Below are 14,143 nucleotides of genomic sequence, written 5' to 3' on the forward strand. Positions count from 1 at the left end.
TTATGCGTATAGTGTTGCAAGTATTTTCTTTTTTCATGTGGCCGTAAATATTTCGGTAACTATCGGCCTGGCACCGGTAATAGGCATTACGCTTCCATTATTAAGTTATGGCGGTTCGTCCCTGTTAACTTTTACAATTTTACTTTTTATATTAGTGAGGCTGGATGCGGACCGGCAAATGGTACTGCGATAAACGGTATCTGCCGCAAACGATTTTATTTATCATTACTCCCTGATGATCTGGAGTTTAAAATTAAGACTGATAACAAAACCATTAATGAAGATTATACCACTAAGCGAAGGTGCTTTTACCGTAGATAAAACTAAAAAATTTGTTGCTTTTGATAAAGACAATGATGACCTGCAGCAGCGTTCCACAGGAAGTTTGCTTGTTGAAGTACAGCCCTTTTGTATTGTTACAAAAAAAGATATTCTAATAATTGATACAGGGCTGGGATTTACCAAACCAGACGGCGTATTGCAGATACATCATAACTTGTTGGATAATGGCATAAACCCAATGGACGTTACCAAAGTTTTACTAAGTCACCTGCATAAAGATCATTCCGGCGGTATCAGTATCGAAGACAAAGTACTGCATCAGCACTTTCTTAGTTTCCCCAACGCAATATATTACGTTAATAAAGAAGAACTGGCATTTGGCCTGGATAAGTCCAACAGCTCATACATTACAGAAGATTTTGAAATTCTTTCCAACAGCGACAAGGTAATTTTTACAGAAGGCAACGGAGTGATTGATGGCTATATCCGGTATGAAGTTACTGGCGCACATTCACCCTTTCATCAGGTTTTCTGGATTGAAGAAGATGGCAAAACCGCTTTTTTCGGAGGCGACGTGGCACCGCAGTTACAACAAATGAAAAGCCGTTTTATTGCCAAGTATGATTTCGACGGGAAAAGATGTATGGAATTAAGGCAGCAATGGTGGCAAACAGGACAAGAAGAACATTGGACTTTTCTGTTTTACCATGATATTAAAACGCCTTTTGTTGAATTTGACTAATAGTAACAAATACGAACTTCGGAGCTCCTAAAAATTTCTTCTGAAGGGTCTGTTTGGCCGGTTTTGCAACTGGTTTTGTTTACGCATAGCTTTAAACAATAACTGACGAAATCTGCCTTCTGCATTGTACATATTATTCACCCTCTGCGGACCTAATATTTTAGTAAACCGTTCCCTGTAACTCTTTCTAAGATTCAGCACTTTTTCATCTCTTTCCAGCACATCCGGGTTGTCAATTTTGGTGGCAGCCAATTCCTGTGAATATTGATTATATACTGGCCAGAATTGTTGCGCTTCCTGTGGCGTAAGCGCCAGTTCCCTGCTGATAAAAGCTACTTTAAGTGCTTCAATATCCGCTTGTTTTTTACCAGCAAAATCCTGTTCGTCCTGCGCTTTTGCCAAACCTGTGATGGTTATAAATACCAGCAAAAAGTATAGCTTTTTCATATCTCTTCTCCTTTACTGTTTAGTTTTTAAAATTGATTTTATCCAGGTAATTATCCAGCGTTTTATCATCCAGCAAATAGTCATCCTGATTTGGTAAATCAATTGCATCAGGGCTTGACGTTAACAAGGATACATCTTCTTCGCTGCCATTTTTTTCAAGATAACTGGTAATATCATCTTTAGTTAAATTATTTAATTCCGCATTGAATTCTTCTTCATTCATACTTTTCCCTTTTTCAATAGCTGGATCAAGCTTGGCAAAAGAAGTCGGAGTACTTTCTGTTTTGGGGATCATTGGCTGGTTGACAGATTTATAAACTCCCAAAGCTATGGCACCAGTTATAGCAGCAGCTGCTGCATACCTGAATAAAGCTCTTACTTTGGGCATTCCAATAACCCGGGTATCTCGCATTGGCACCACTTTCACCGGTTGTACTACATTGAATACATTATCTGAGACAGTATTAAAATAACCGGCAGGTACATCAAAAACATTCACGTGCTGAATATTCAGCAATAATGGAGATATTTTTTTCAGTTCCGATGCAGGACTTTCCTCTAAAGCTTTTACGGTGTTTAAAATTCCTGAAGACAGGTTGTCAAAATATCCTGCAGGGGTTTCAAAGATGCTCAAATGCTTTAGACTCAACAATAATGGCGATACTGTTTCCAACTCATTTCCGGCGCTTTCTGGCAACGCTTTAACCTTACTTAACATAGCAGAAGACAGGTTTTCAAAATAGCCAACAGGTAATTCAAAAACATTGGCATTTTTCGCTGTCAGCAATAAAGGCGAAATTTTTTCCAGTTCCTCAAGTGAATTTTCCGGCGATGTTGTTTTTAATTTATCTAAAATAAGGGATGATAAATTGTCAAAATATCCTTGTGGAATTTCAGATAAATTACCCGGTTGTTTATTTTTCCATAAGGAGGGGATTGCAACACCTTCTTCTCCAGCTTCCGTATTATCATGCTGACTAACCGCCTTTAATTTATCAAGAATAGATGAGGATAAATTGTCAAAATATCCGGCAGGCACATCATTCTGTTGAATAGGAGAATTTGTTCCCGCCTGTTCATTTAAACAAACTAAAATGGTATCTCCAAGGGTATCAAAATAACCATCCGGTACAGACAATACATTCGCCTTTGGCAAACGTGCCAAAAGAGGACTTAATGATTGCAACTCAAATAATATGTCATTGTCTGGTTTCACGCGTTTTTTAGACCTTCAGTGAGGTAAAAAGTTTAATGGTTTAATATATAGTCTTCTATTTTTTTTACTGCGTGATGATAGCTGGCCTTCAAGGCACCTTCGCTGGTTTCAAGTACGACACTCATTTCCTGGTAGGGCATTTCGTCATAATAGCGAAGATTAAAAACCACCCGTTGTTTTTCTGGTAGTTGTTGCATGGCCATCTGCAGTTTCCATTCAATTTTGTTACTGTCGTAGTTCTTGTCAGCTTTTAATTTGTTGCTTAAGCCATTCTCCACATCGCTGAGCGAAACCGAAGCCCTTTTCTTTTGCTGCTCCAGGTATGTCAGGCTTTCATTGGTGGCAATGCGATAAAGCCAGGTATACAACTGGCTGTCTTCCCTGAAATTATCAAGTGCATTCCAAACCTTTATAAACATATTCTGCAATACATCATTTGCATCTTCATGGTCAACTACCATGCGGCGGATATGCCAGTATAATTTTTCCTGGTACTTTTTAATGATAGCTGTAAATCCCTTTTCTTTTGTAGCGGGATTTTTAAACTGCATTAGTAGTTCAGTATCGTCTAAGTGTGGTTGGCTCATATTGTTTAACAGGTATAAAAATAGAAAAAACCAATCTAAGATTGGTTTTTTGATCAAAAGTTTAATTGAGTTATCCCTTTTTCCTGGCAATTACCTTTTCGGCGGCGGCCACAATATTAGGAGTATCTAAACCGTACTTGGTTAATAGTTCCGTAGGTTTACCACTCTCACCAAAAGTATCATTGGTGCCAATAAATTCAATGGGGATAGGTAAGTTTTTAGCCGCAACCTGGGCAATACTGTCACCTAACCCGCCAATAATGTTGTGTTCTTCGCAGGTTACTGCGCAGTTGGTTTTTGTAATGGATTCCATGATGGCTGCGACATCCAGTGGTTTGATGGTGTGGATATTTATAATTTCCACGCTGATACCTTTTTCTTCCAGAATTTTTCCAGCTTCAATTGCTTTCCAAACCAGGTGACCACAGGCAAAAATGCTTACATCCTTACCATCAGAAATTTTTTGAGCTTTGCCGATAATAAAATCGCTTTCTTTTGTAAATATCGGCCATACCGGACGGCCAAAACGCAGGTAAACTGGCCCCTCAAATTCTGCAACGGCCATGGTTGCCGCTTTGGTTTGATTGTAGTCGCAGGGGACTATTACTGTCATGCCTGGTAACATTTTCATCATACCAATATCTTCCAAAATCTGGTGTGTAGCACCATCTTCGCCTAAAGTAAGGCCAGCATGCGAAGCACAGATTTTTACATTTTTGTTACTGTAAGCAACCGACTGACGGATTTGATCATATACACGACCGGTAGAAAAATTAGCGAAAGTAGTGGTAAAAGGAATTTTACCGCCTATGGTTAAACCTGCAGCTACACAAATCATATTCGCTTCTGCTATACCACACTGGATAAAGCGCTCCGGGAATTCTTTAACGAATGCATTCAGTTTCATGGACCCTAACAGATCTGCTGTTAATGCTACTACGTTTTTATTTTTTCTGCCAGCTTCTAAAATGCCATCTCCAAAACCGCTGCGGGTATCTTTGTTACCTGTAACCTGTATTTCTTTTAACATGGAATATTTACTTATCTTTTTTAAAATTGGGCGCAAGATAAGTCTTGTGGACAATTAACACCCTGTTTTTTAACTCGTTTTATTATTTTTCAGGGTAAGTTCCCATTTCCAGGCGCTATCCATCATTTCCTCCAGGCTTTTGGCTGGCAACCAGCCCAATTCTGTTTTAGCTTTATTGTTATTGGCGTAGATAGCCACTACATCGCCTGCACGGCGGGGCCCGATAGAGTAGTTTAATTTAACGCCGCTTGTTTTTTCGAAAGCTTTTATAACTTCCAACACTGTGAAGCCATCTCCTGTGCCAAGGTTGAATATTTCAGGATTAACCTTATTTTTTTTGTTTATGAGCAAGTTAAGGGCAAGCGTGTGTGCATGGGCAATATCGCAAACATGAATATAGTCACGTACGCAGCTACCATCTCTTGTCGGATAGTCTTCACCCCAAACCTGCATTGTAGGCAATTTGCCAATGGCAGTTTGTGTGATGGCGGGTACCAGGTTGGCTGGTCTGCCCAAAGGAATTTCACCAATTAAAACGGATGGATGAGCTCCAACGGGATTAAAGTAACGCAGCAAAATTCCCTGGAGCGAACTGCTTTTTACAGCATCCGTCACAATTACTTCGCCCATTTGCTTGGTAGCGCCGTAAGGCGATTCAGCAGGCTTTTGTGGTGTTTCTTCGGTTACCGGAATAGCGTCAGGATTACCGTAAACGGTGCAGGAAGAAGAGAAGACAAAATTCGGCACCGCGTATTTTTCCGCACACTTTAAAATGTTTACCAATGAGCCGAGATTGTTCTCGTAATACATCAGCGGTTTTTCAACCGATTCGCCAACGGCTTTGTAAGCAGCAAAATGTATAATACCATTGATATCTTTGTTTTCTTCAAAAATGGTTTCCGTTTCTTTTAAATTACACAGGTCAACCACGTAATTTTTAATTTTTTTGCCAATAATTTTTTCAGCGCCTTCCAGTATAGATATATTACTCCGGGAATTGTTATCTACAGAAATTACTTCGTACCCATTTTGTACAAGGTCTACTATTGTATGTATCCCAATATAGCCGCAGCCTCCGGTAACCAATATTTTGCTCATGTCTGTTAATTGAGTTTAGATTAAGTGTTGCGCAAAATTAGGGTATGTTTTTCATCAAATAAAAATCGCCAGTTTGAATAACTCTCAAGGTATTCAGACTGGCGATCAAGCATTACCGCTTTCAGCAATTAAGACTGCTACAAGAATAGTTTCAGCAATTGATAAACCAGCGCAGCCAATAAACCACTGACAGGGATGGTTAATATCCAGGCCCATACAAGACTTACTGTTACGCCCCAGCGAACTGCACTTAAACGTTTGGTAGCGCCTACACCAACGATAGCACCCGTAATAGTATGTGTAGTACTAACGGGAGCACCCAGGTTAGCGGCGGTAAATAAAGTGATGGCACCGGCGGTTTCTGCGCACACACCTTCCAGCGGGGTAACCTTCGTTATTTTGGTTCCCATTGTTTTAATAATTTTCCATCCACCACTTAAAGTACCAACAGAAATAGCAGTATAACAGACAAGTGGAACCCAGTTTGGCATGTCTTCTAATCTGGCAATACCGTAACCACCATGTGACTGACTATAAACCAAAGCCGCTGAAATAATCCCCATTACTTTTTGGGCATCACTGCCGCCATGTCCAATACTGAACGCTGCGGAAGACACCAGCTGTAATTTTTTATACATATTGCCTGTTCTATATGCGTTTTCACCTTTAATATAATTCACAAAATAAGTAATGACAAAAACAATACCCAGGCCCAGCAAAGCCCATCTTTCAAACTCTTTTTTAAAAGGAATAAACAGGACGCATGCCGCTACAAGGGCAATTATAATACTTATTTTAAGCCAGAAGTTTTTTTGAACTGTTACAAGGGTAATAAAAACAGAAATCAGCATTCCTATCAGGGGTGCCAGTACAATAAAAATGATTGTTTTATAAATGCTTTGCGCATCAATACTGCTGAATCCTGCATGCGCAATAGCTGCACCTGCAAAGCCGCCAATCAAGGTATGAGAAGAGGATGAAGGAATGCCATACCACCAGGTAAGCAGGTTCCAAAAAATGGCTGCTATAACCCCGGCCAGTATAACTATAAGGGTAATGCTTTCTTTATGAACAGTTTTGGCAACGGTATTGGCAACGCCATGATCGTGAAATATAAAGAAAGCTACAAAGTTGAAAAATGCAGCCCAGATAACAGCCTGAAAAGGGGTTAAAACTTTGGTGGATACAATGGTGGCGATGGAGTTAGCTGCATCGTGAAAACCGTTTATAAAATCAAATGCAACACAAAGAATAATGATTACAACTAGTAACGTACCCATAATTTTTTTTTGGCAATGCTTAATTAAGCGGTTAAGCGTATTTCACAATGATCGATTCAATAACGTTGGCTGCATCTTCACATTTATCCGTTACAATTTCCATCACCTGGTATATCTCTCTCTTTTTTATAACTTCTTTCGCATCAGGTTCAGTTGCAAAAAGACGCTCGATGCTCATATCAAAAATATCATCGGCCTGGTTTTCTATACTATTGATGGCCACCAACGCATCTGTTATCTGGCGCATATTTTTCATATTGCGCAATTCAGTAACTGCCTTATGTACCTGAACACAACCAACGGCAATTAATTCAGCCATTTTGAGAAAGCCTGTTTCATTTGGATTAACGCGGTAGAAGTTTATTTTTTTTGCCGATGCATAAATATAGTCGGCAATGTCATCAAGTGAAGTAGCTAAATAATGAATGTCTTCCCTGTCAAATGGCGTAATAAAATTTTTACCCAATTCGGTAAAAATATTATGCGTATAATCGTCATTCACATGTTCCATGTCTTCAATTTCCTGTATCAATTGACCTCTTTTATCAAAGTCGGGTTCATTTACAACTTCCTTGAGTTTATACCCCATTTTAACAAGCTCCTCCGCAACACTTTCAAATAGCTGGTAAAACACCCTGTCTTTAGGTAAAAAGATCTTGAAAATTGAATTTAATCCCATGGTTTAAAAATTTCCGCAAAGGTTACATATTGCCTTAAAATAATTAAGCAGTTTTGAAATGATAACATTTTGGTAATACAGAAGTAACATTAAATTGTTATCAACATAGAAGTTAATTGTTAAAGTGCCCCGATTTATACGAAGGTAAAAGTTTGTAAAAGAAGTCATTTTCTATATGTATGGTAACACAATTTACCTTGGTCAAGATATCTTGATATATACCCCTATATTGGTAATGACTGCATTTCGCTCGTGCATTATCAGTCACCGCCTGACAGTTTTAATAAGAAGCGTGTATCCATGTTAAATTATCAACTTATTACAACAAATATATATTTATATTTATGTATTATTTAAAAACTTTCAAAAATGTTTTCTCTAGGAGGCTAAGATTGATATTTGCAAATTTTACAACCTTCGGTCCCAAATTAAAGGGTGGTTGATACAATTCTAATATATTATGTTATGGTACATATAAGTTAAATGTTGATTTTTTGCCGCAAAAAACAAGTTTTAAATCATTTATCTTGCTATTAGTGTCAACTTAGCTATTAAAAAATTGTTTTTTGGTGCAAAGCAGCATTATTACATTTATCATTGCCCTAAATAAATGTAAATAAATAGTTAAATTATTTGGGCGGTTATTTCTTTTTATTTGTTACATTCATTTTTTTATTTCTTCAACCAAACTATTCTTATGAGAAAAATTGCAGTAATGCTGGCTGTGCTCTTTTGCAGCACTTCCGTGTTAGCCCAAACCCTCGTCAAGGGAAGGGTAACGGATTCTAAAGATGGTTCACCCATTTCAGGTGCCACAATCAAAGTAAAAGGCGAAAAAACATCCACCACTTCCAATGCTGACGGCACTTTTGAAATTACAGCCAAAGCAGGAAGTACACTTGAAATTACTGAAGTCGGGCATGCACCTCTGACAGTAAAAAATCCTGCAGGTTCGGGGATACTACAAGTGGTAATGAGCCAGGATACAAGGGCGCTGTCTGAAATTGTGGTTACTTCTCTTGGTATTAAGAGAGAAAAGAAAGCGCTTGGCTATGCTGTTTCAACAGTTGGTAAAAAAGACCTGGAGTTAAGGCCGGAAGCGGACCTGGGCAGGATTTTAAGTGGTAAAGCACCGGGGCTGAATGTATTGGCTACGAGTGGTCTAAGTGGTAGCGGTACCAACATCAACATCCGCGGTATCAGTACCATTACAGGTACCTCTGATCCGCTTTTCGTTGTGGATGGTGTACCATTTAACAGTTCCACAAACGCCAAAGCCGATTTTACTTACGGCACCCAAACTTCCAGCCGCTTTCTTGATCTTGATCCCAATAACATCGATAACGTAAGTATCCTTAAAGGACTAAGTGCGGTTACGCTGTACGGTGAGGCCGGAAGAAATGGCGTTATCTTAATCACTACCAAAAATGGCTCCACATCAACAAGCAAAAAGAAAACGGAAATTTCTGTTTCTCAATCCATGTTTGAAACCAAAGCTATTTTGCCTGAGTACAATACTTCTTATGGCGGAGGATTTGATCTTAGTCTGGGATTGTTATTCTTTAGTAACTGGGGGGCAAAATTTACGAATCCGCCTGCGCAGGTAACACATCCTTATGATAAGGCTTCTTTGAACGCCGATTTTCCGGAATATAAAGGTGTGCCATATGATTATAAGTTTCACAACAGCGTTCCCAATTTTTTCCAAACGGGTAACACAAGTACTACTGCTGTAAATGTTGGCGGTTCGGCAGGAAGTGTTAACTACAATATGAATTACAGTCATACTGATGATAAGGGTTATCTGCCTGGAAATAGTCTTTTAAAGAATAATTTCGGTGTAGGTGGTACGGCTAAACTGAGTAATCGTTTTACTATTAGCGGTACGATGAATTATGTGGGTACCAATGTAAAATCGCCTCCAACAAGTAACAGTTATGGTAACAATGCTACTAATACATCTGTTTTTGGTAACGTAATGTATACCCCTACTGCAATGGATTTGATGGGCCTTCCTTACGAAAAGCCATCAGATCATTCGCAGGTATATTACCGGAATGACAACGGTATTCAAAACCCCCGCTGGACTTTATACAATGCCTTTACAGTAGATAAAGTAAACAGGGTTTACGGCCAGATGAGTACTAAATATGATATTGCCAAAGGGCTTTTCCTAACCTACCGTGTTGGGTACGACAATTACAGTGAATACCAGGAATATTCTCAAAATAAAGGTGGTGTAGCCACTCCAACCGGTATATTAAGAACATCTACCGGTATCAACACCATTTGGGATCATACAATGTTATTAAACTTCAGTCACAGCTTAGGCGGAAATTTCAGCCTTAACGCAGATGCGGGTGTAAACAGAAGGCAGGATTTGTACGATCAAACTGGTATGACCAGTTCTCAGCAGTTAGTATATGGTTTGATGAACCACGGCAATTTTATTAACCACACTACCAACAGTGAAAATGGAACAGCGCTTAACTATAAGCAGGAGCAATTGGTGCTGGCTGGTTTTTTAACCGGCACTGTTGCTTATAAAGACTACGCCTACCTAACCGTTGGCGGTCGTAATAGCTGGAAGTCTACCGTAGAAGAAAAAAACAGGAGCATCTTCTATCCAAATGCAGCGTTGTCTTTTATACCGACCTCAGCTATCGCGGGATTACAGAATAATAAAAGTATTAATTACCTGAAATTAAGAATTGGCTACTCAACAAGTGCCAACTTTCCACCTCCTTACGCCACAAGAAGTTCTTTGTTTATTGCATCAAGAAGTTTTGTGACCGCAACTGGTACGCCGATTAATGTAAATGCAATTCCTAACCTGCTTCCGAATTCAAATTTAAAACCTGAATTATTGAAAGAAACAGAAGCTGGAATAGAAGGTAAGTTTTTCAATAACAGAATTTCGCTTGATTTAACCCTTTACAACCGAGTTGCAAGTGATCAGATATTAAGACGGGATCTTGATCCAAGTACCGGTTACACCTCGCAGCAGATTAATGCAGGTAAAGTGACCAATAAAGGAATAGAAATTCAATTAGGCGTTACGGTTGTAGAAAGTCTGGGCTGGAAATGGCAGATTGACGGATTATATACTTTGAACAAGAGTATGGTTTCTGATATACCTTCCGATTTGGCACAAGTAAATACTGCCGGATATTCGAACGAAGGCACTTTCGCCAAGAATGGCTATCCATTGGGCGTAATAATGTCCAACTATTTTCAGAGAGATCCTAAAACTGGTCAGCGTTTGGTTGGAACAGATGGAAACTATATCAATTCAAATGATATTGGTGTAATTGGCGATCCAAACCCATTGTACAAAGTTTCTGGTATTAGTACACTAAGTTATAAATCCTTTAGTTTTAGAATGCAGTGGGATTATACACAAGGCGGGCAAATGTTTTCCGGAACTGCGGGTGCTTTGCTTGGAAGAGGTGTAACCAAAGACACGGAGTTTGACAGAGCAGCTTCTTATATTTTGCCAGGCGTATTGGAAAATGGCAAGCCCAATAATATCCAGATATCATCTTCACAGGCCTATTATGGTAACAGTATTACCAACGGCGCCGCGGATGAATCAGCTATTTATGATGCCACTTGCATCAGGTTAAGGGAAGCTTCGCTTTCCTATAGCGTTCCGGCCAGGTTTTTAGACAAAACTCCTTTCGGTTCAATATCGCTGAGTCTTTCCGGTACCAATTTATGGTATTATGCGCCCAATTTCCCTAAGTATACTCATTTTGATCCTGAAGCTTCCGGATTAGGTGTAAGCAATGGCAGGGGACTTGAATTTCTTTCCGGCCCTTCCGCACGGCGCATGGGTGCAAGCATAAGAGTAACTTTCTAACACATTAAAAAGCAAATTATGAACTATAAAAAAATATTACCAGCGATACTTGGGATATTATCTATCGCAGGAATTTCATCCTGTAAAAAGCAATTTGATAAATTGTTAGTCAACCCCAATTATCCAAGTGCTTCAACAGCGGATGTAGATTTATATCTGAACGAAGTGCAGCTTGATTTTAATTCCTTCTGGACTTCAGCCGGTGATTACGGTGGTCAGTTAAGCAGGCAACAGCACTGGAACGGACCATTTTACAGAAATGGATATACACCATCTTCTTTTGATTTTCAATGGACGATTGCATATACCGGCGTTTTAACTAATGCAAATGCAATGATTCCGCTGGCACAATCACAAAGAAAATACGTGCAGTCTGGAATTGCACGAGTGTTAAAAGCGTACACCGTGGCAACATTGGTGGATAATTTTGGTGATGTGCCTTATTCAGAGGCAGTTTTAGGAAACGACAACGTAATTCCAAAAGTGGATGGTGGCGCAAGCGTATATGCGGCAGCTCAAAGTTTGCTGGATAGTGCAATTGACGATTTTGCCAAACCCAATTCTGCTCCATTTGTAGGAAACGATTTGTTTTATGGTGGCAGCAAAGCCAAGTGGACAACATTCGCAAAAACGCTGAAATTGAAGCTTTATATGCAGACGAGGTTAGTAGATGCGTCGGCTAAAGCCAAAATTCAGGCACTTATCACTGAAAATGACCTTGTGAATACAGCGGCACAGGATTTTGTGTTCCGCTACGGTACGTCTGTTACGGCGCCTGACGCAAGACATACACATTATGCATCTAATTACACAAATAATGGTAATGGTGAATACCTTTCCAACTACTTCATGTGGCTCGTTACTGCACAAAAATATGGAGGTATACCAAATAATACTACCGGCGATCCCCGGGTTAGATACTATTTTTACAGGCAGGTAGGCAATTACAATTGGGCAACTTCATCAACTTGTCCTTGTTTTGCAAAATCCCAGTTTGGAAGTTCAAGTTTCCCTTCATGGTATCCATCTGTACCTGATGTTAGTCCGTATTGTACAGTAGGAAAAGGATATCATGGACGTGATCATGGTGATAACAGTGGTGCACCACCAGACGGTAACTACACAACTGCGATGGGTGTTTATCCTGTGGGCGGTCAGTTTGACGCAGGCCAGTTTAAACAGGTTACATCTACCATGGGCGGACAAGGAGCTGGTATTAACCCTATCTGGCTGTCTTCTTATACTTCGTTCCTTGAAGCAGAAGCCGCATTGGTATTGGGAGTTTCAGTGCCGGGAGGTACACCGAGAGCATTACTTTCTGCAGGCGTTAATTCATCAATAAGTAAGGTAATGGCTTTTCCGGCAACTGTAAATGTTACTCCAGATCCGGCTTTGGTTCCGTCAGGCACTCAAATTACGGACTATGTTGCAAAGGTTTTAAGTAATTATGATACCGCAAGCACCGATCTTTCCCGCCTGAATATAATTATGTCTGAGTATTACATTGCATTATGGGGAAATGGTGTAGAATCTTATAACAACCTGAGAAGAACGGGCATGCCTTTGGGCGCACAACTTGCAGTAGCAGTACCTAATCCGGGTCTGTTTATGCGGTCTTTCTTTTATCCATCTGTTTTTGTTAACAGGAACTCAAGCGCACCACCGCAGAAAGATCCTGGCAATGTAGCCAACAAAGTGTTCTGGGATAATAATCCTGACAATTTCATTAAATAATTTAAAAAAAGAAATTATGAAGAAATACTTAATTATGATCATGGCGGTTTGCGCAGTTTTTGCTACGCTCAACTCCTGTAAAAAGACCGATGGGAATATCAATCCGTTAACTGATATTAAATATCTTGGGGTGGGGTCTTACCTTGTTCAGGATAGCATCATCAATGCCAACTTAAACAGTACAAGTAACACTTCTACTGTCGGTATTATTGTTCACCAGTATCCGGCGGGTGAAGAGGTAAATAGTATATTACTTTATGCAACCTTAGGCACGTCTACTGATACCACACAATGGAAACTGGTTAAAACAATTGCTTATACAACAGGCAGCCCAGCTACATTGACAGCTACAACAGCAGAGTTAGCAACTGCATTTGGGGTATCCGCTTCCAAATTTGAGCCTGGGTCGATATTTACATTTTTTACCAAGGCGGTTACTAAAAGTGGGAAAACTTATGATATTAATAATGCTGGTGACAATGGTGGCGGCGGTTTGATAACAGGTCCCAAATACATGGCAGCATTCTCTTTCACTGTGTACGTAGTTTGTCCTTATACCGGCGGTATGACAGGCGATTATACGGTATTGAGAGATGATTGGGTTGACTGGCACGCAGGTGATATAGTTCACATTACAGATGGTCCAGGTGTAAACCAAATTAATTTGAGTGAAGTTTATCCAAACGGAGGCACTGTTATTAACCCGATTATTGTAAACATTGACCCTGTAACAGGTACTGCTTCTATTCCAAAAGTAACTTATGGAAGATATGGTGGACCATCTTCAACGCAGTACATCGCTGAAGGCGCAGGAGCTAATGATGTTGCAGGATACGTATTTTCCTGTACAGGTTTTATTACTTTAAGTATTAATCAGTCAGATAACGGTGGTGGTGATTACGGTCCCAACAAATTGATCCTACAGAAGGTGCAATAGAAAAAGTTTTTAAAAGTAATGCAAACGGCTGTCTCCAATTGAGACAGCCGTTTGCATTACAGACTATTTTTAATGCGGGTACCCGACTATTTCAGTCTAAAGTTCTTTGTTACCATTTTTTCTCAAATTTTTTTACAAAAAAAGAGCGGTTGTATGCAAAAAAACATAATAATAAATATCTATCAGTTTGATGAAAACTTTAGCTAAATTTTTAAAAACTTGGCGAAAGTTTGTACAAAGCAGGTTATT

12 protein-coding genes are annotated in these 14,143 nt (G+C 39.5%); 5 read left to right on the forward strand and 7 right to left on the reverse strand.

Annotated features, from left to right (window positions below; all coding sequences use genetic code 11):
• Positions 1-193, forward strand: a 193-nt coding sequence (locus JWR61_RS26450) for an FtsW/RodA/SpoVE family cell cycle protein (protein ID WP_301930653.1), incomplete at its 5' end; no start/stop codon positions are given.
• An 84-nt stretch (positions 194-277) separates the two neighbouring features.
• A complete protein-coding gene (locus JWR61_RS26455; protein WP_301930654.1) occupies positions 278-1,024 on the forward strand; it encodes an MBL fold metallo-hydrolase in 747 nt (248 codons plus the stop codon).
• Positions 1,025-1,051: 27 nt separating this feature from the next.
• Here the strand turns inward: JWR61_RS26455 and JWR61_RS26460 are convergent, their stop codons facing one another.
• The 7 genes from JWR61_RS26460 to JWR61_RS26490 form a co-directional block, all read right to left on the reverse strand.
• The gene (locus tag JWR61_RS26460; RefSeq protein WP_301930655.1) at positions 1,052-1,471 is read right to left on the reverse strand and encodes a hypothetical protein; all 420 of its coding nucleotides are present in this window, start codon (positions 1,469-1,471) and stop codon (positions 1,052-1,054) included.
• A 19-nt stretch (positions 1,472-1,490) separates the two neighbouring features.
• On the reverse strand, positions 1,491-2,687 hold the full coding sequence (locus JWR61_RS26465) for a hypothetical protein (protein WP_301930656.1): 1,197 nt from the start codon (positions 2,685-2,687) through the stop codon (positions 1,491-1,493).
• A gap of 32 nt (positions 2,688-2,719) precedes the next feature.
• Positions 2,720-3,274 (reverse strand): RNA polymerase sigma factor, encoded by a 555-nt coding sequence (locus JWR61_RS26470; protein WP_290339861.1) that lies wholly within the window; start codon positions 3,272-3,274, stop codon positions 2,720-2,722.
• 70 nt (positions 3,275-3,344) lie between these two features.
• Positions 3,345-4,304: a transketolase family protein gene (locus JWR61_RS26475; protein ID WP_301930657.1), complete on the reverse strand. Its 960-nt coding sequence runs from the start codon at positions 4,302-4,304 to the stop codon at positions 3,345-3,347.
• 69 nt (positions 4,305-4,373) lie between these two features.
• Positions 4,374-5,402, reverse strand: a complete 1,029-nt coding sequence (galE, locus tag JWR61_RS26480) for a UDP-glucose 4-epimerase GalE (protein ID WP_301930658.1) — start codon at positions 5,400-5,402, stop codon at positions 4,374-4,376.
• Positions 5,403-5,539: 137 nt separating this feature from the next.
• Positions 5,540-6,682, reverse strand: coding sequence for an inorganic phosphate transporter (locus tag JWR61_RS26485; RefSeq protein ID WP_290339864.1), 1,143 nt, complete (start codon positions 6,680-6,682; stop codon positions 5,540-5,542).
• A 31-nt stretch (positions 6,683-6,713) separates the two neighbouring features.
• Entirely contained in the window at positions 6,714-7,361 is a 648-nt protein-coding gene (locus JWR61_RS26490; RefSeq protein ID WP_290339865.1) for a DUF47 domain-containing protein, read from the reverse strand.
• A gap of 697 nt (positions 7,362-8,058) precedes the next feature.
• On the opposite strand from JWR61_RS26490, the gene JWR61_RS26495 reads away from it, so the two are divergent.
• From JWR61_RS26495 to JWR61_RS26505, 3 genes are read left to right on the forward strand one after another with little or no spacing between them, the layout of a single operon-like run.
• Positions 8,059-11,223: a SusC/RagA family TonB-linked outer membrane protein gene (locus JWR61_RS26495; RefSeq protein ID WP_301930659.1), complete on the forward strand. Its 3,165-nt coding sequence runs from the start codon at positions 8,059-8,061 to the stop codon at positions 11,221-11,223.
• An 18-nt stretch (positions 11,224-11,241) separates the two neighbouring features.
• A complete protein-coding gene (locus JWR61_RS26500; protein ID WP_301930660.1) occupies positions 11,242-12,957 on the forward strand; it encodes a SusD/RagB family nutrient-binding outer membrane lipoprotein in 1,716 nt (571 codons plus the stop codon).
• A 16-nt stretch (positions 12,958-12,973) separates the two neighbouring features.
• Positions 12,974-13,894: a hypothetical protein gene (locus JWR61_RS26505; protein WP_301930661.1), complete on the forward strand. Its 921-nt coding sequence runs from the start codon at positions 12,974-12,976 to the stop codon at positions 13,892-13,894.
• Positions 13,895-14,143: the final 249 nt, after the last annotated feature.

Origin of the sequence: Ferruginibacter sp., assembly GCF_028288465.1 — a bacterium.
In the GTDB taxonomy this organism is placed as follows: domain Bacteria; phylum Bacteroidota; class Bacteroidia; order Chitinophagales; family Chitinophagaceae; genus Ferruginibacter.

Bases quoted from the DNA above. Each gene is read 5' to 3' on its own strand.
- JWR61_RS26455 (WP_301930654.1), top strand. From the start codon at position 278: ATGAAGATTATACCACTAAGCGAAGGTGCTTTTACCGTAGATAAAACT.
- JWR61_RS26460 (WP_301930655.1), bottom strand. From the start codon at position 1,471: ATGAAAAAGCTATACTTTTTGCTGGTATTTATAACCATCACAGGTTTG.
- JWR61_RS26470 (WP_290339861.1), bottom strand. From the start codon at position 3,274: ATGAGCCAACCACACTTAGACGATACTGAACTACTAATGCAGTTTAAA.
- JWR61_RS26475 (WP_301930657.1), bottom strand. From the start codon at position 4,304: ATGTTAAAAGAAATACAGGTTACAGGTAACAAAGATACCCGCAGCGGT.
- galE (WP_301930658.1), bottom strand. From the start codon at position 5,402: ATGAGCAAAATATTGGTTACCGGAGGCTGCGGCTATATTGGGATACAT.
- JWR61_RS26485 (WP_290339864.1), bottom strand. From the start codon at position 6,682: ATGGGTACGTTACTAGTTGTAATCATTATTCTTTGTGTTGCATTTGAT.
- JWR61_RS26490 (WP_290339865.1), bottom strand. From the start codon at position 7,361: ATGGGATTAAATTCAATTTTCAAGATCTTTTTACCTAAAGACAGGGTG.
- JWR61_RS26495 (WP_301930659.1), top strand. From the start codon at position 8,059: ATGAGAAAAATTGCAGTAATGCTGGCTGTGCTCTTTTGCAGCACTTCC.
- JWR61_RS26500 (WP_301930660.1), top strand. From the start codon at position 11,242: ATGAACTATAAAAAAATATTACCAGCGATACTTGGGATATTATCTATC.
- JWR61_RS26505 (WP_301930661.1), top strand. From the start codon at position 12,974: ATGAAGAAATACTTAATTATGATCATGGCGGTTTGCGCAGTTTTTGCT.